Annotated in this window: 2 protein-coding genes; both read right to left on the bottom strand. The window is 75.6% G+C overall.

Annotated elements, in window-relative coordinates; translation table 11 throughout:
- Window positions 1–50: 50 nt before the first annotated feature.
- The gene (gene mshC / locus AC2CJA_RS26395) at window positions 51–1,280 is read right to left on the bottom strand and encodes a cysteine--1-D-myo-inosityl 2-amino-2-deoxy-alpha-D-glucopyranoside ligase (protein WP_484605174.1); all 1,230 of its coding nucleotides are present in this window, start codon (window positions 1,278–1,280) and stop codon (window positions 51–53) included.
- A 145-nt stretch (window positions 1,281–1,425) separates the two neighbouring features.
- Window positions 1,426–1,978, bottom strand: a 553-nt coding sequence (locus AC2CJA_RS26390; RefSeq protein ID WP_484605173.1) for an SCO1664 family protein, incomplete at its 5' end; no start/stop codon positions are given.

The following is a 1,978-nucleotide window of genomic DNA, read 5'->3' as shown; positions in this document are numbered from 1 at the left end:
GTGGGGCGCCCCACCGTCGCCGTCGTGTGCTCAGCCGCCTGCTCACGGGTTCAGAGCGCGACTCCCAGCAGAGCGTCCACGGCCCGCGAGACCAGGCCGGGCGCGCCGGTGTCCGTACCGCCGTCCGCCTCCTGGTGTTCGGCCCAGCGGTCGACCGCGGCCAGCGCGGCGGGGGCGTCGAGATCGTCGGCGAGGGCGGCGCGGATCTCCTCCACCAGCGCCTCGGCCGGCGGGCCGTCGGGGCGGGAGACGGCGGCCCGCCAGCGCCCGAGCCGGGCCACCGCCTCGTCGAGGACCGCGTCCGTCCACTCCCAGTCGGCGCGGTAGTGGTGGGCCAGCAGGGCCAGGCGGACGGCGGCCGGATCGGTGCCGTCGCGGCGCAGCGCGCTGACGAAGACGAGGTTCCCCTTGGACTTGGACATCTTCTCGCCGTGGAGGGCGACCATCCCGGCGTGGACGTAGGCGCGGGCGAAGGGGTACCGGCCGGTGAGCGCCTGGGCGTGCGAGGCGCCCATCTCGTGGTGGGGGAAGGCCAGGTCGGAGCCGCCGCCCTGGACGTCGAAGCCCATGCCCAGGTGGTCCAGGGCGATGGCGACGCACTCGACGTGCCAGCCGGGGCGGCCGGGGCCGAGCGAGCCGCCGTCCCAGGAGGGCTCACCCTCGCGGGCGGCCGTCCACAGCATCGGGTCGAGCGGGTTCTTCTTGCCCGGGCGGTCCGGGTCGCCGCCGCGCTCGGCCGACAGGTGCCGCATCGTCCCGGAGTCCAGGCCGGACACCTCGCCGAAATGGGGGTCGGAGGCGACGGAGAAGTAGACGTCGCCGTCGAGGTCGTAGGCGGCGCCGGTCTCCCGCAGCCGCTCGATGACGGGAACGATCCGGGGTATGTACTCCACGGCTCCGATGTAGTGCCTGGGCGGGAGCATCCGCAGGGCGGTCATGTCCTCGCGGAAGAGGGCGGTCTCGCGCTCGGCCAGGGCCGTCCAGTCCTCACCGGTGGCGGTGGCCCGCTCCAGCAGCGGGTCGTCGACGTCGGTGACGTTCTGCACGTAGTGGACCTGCCGCTTGGTGTCGAGCCACACGCGCTGCACGAGGTCGAACGCGTTGTAGGTCGCCGCGTGCCCGATGTGGGTCGCGTCGTACGGCGTGATGCCGCAGACGTAGATGCGGGCGACGGGGCCGGGGGCGAGGGTCACCCGTCCGCCGGTCGCGGTGTCGTGGAGGCTGAGGTCTCGGCCCTGACCTGGCAGGGCGGGCACCTCGGAAGCGGGCCAGGCATGCATGGTCATGAGCGTAACCGGCACGCGGTGCCGTCCACGAACGGGATGCGCGTAATGGCCTGAACCGGGGCCCGGGGCCGGTGCGGCCCGCTTGACGGGGCGCTGCCGCCGGGGCCGGCGGGCCGGACCGGTGGATCGGACGGGCAGGTCAGACGGGCGGCCAGGGGATAGGGGGCCAGTCGCCGCCGGGCAGCGGGTGGCGGCCGGAGCCGGTCAGGGCTTCGGTCCGCTTGCGCAGGGCGTCCAGTTCCGCGGGGGTGATCAGTTCGGTCAGCCGGGTGGCGAGCGGTGCGCCGTCGGCCAGCGCGGCGGACAGGCCGCGCAGCGGTTCCAGCACCTCCCCGGGCAGCGGCTCGCCCGCCCAGCCCCACAGCAGGGTGCGCAGTTTGTCGTCGGTGTGGAAGGTCACACCGTGGTCGATGCCGTACAGCCGCCCGCCCGGGGCGGTCAGCAGGTGTCCGCCCTTGCGGTCCGCGTTGTTGATCACCGCGTCGAGAACGGCCAGCCGGCGCAGCCGGGGATCGTCGGCGTGCACCAGCAGCGCGGTGCGGTCCCCGCCCACGCCGACCGGGACGACGGGCTTCCAGCCAGGGCCCGGCTCCCCCTCCTCCACCAGTGCGAGCAGCTCCCCGGGGGGGGGGGGGGGGGGGGGGGGGGGGGGGGGGCGGGGGGGCGGGCGGGCCCCCGGGCGCGGCGGGCGG

The sequence above is a fragment of the Streptomyces sp. ATLC9 genome, assembly GCF_057196705.1.
This window is presented reverse-complemented; position numbering and strand designations above follow the sequence as displayed.

Coding starts and splice junctions, on each gene's coding strand:
- mshC (WP_484605174.1), bottom strand. CDS start 1,280: ATGCATGCCTGGCCCGCTTCCGAGGTGCCCGCCCTGCCAGGTCAGGGC.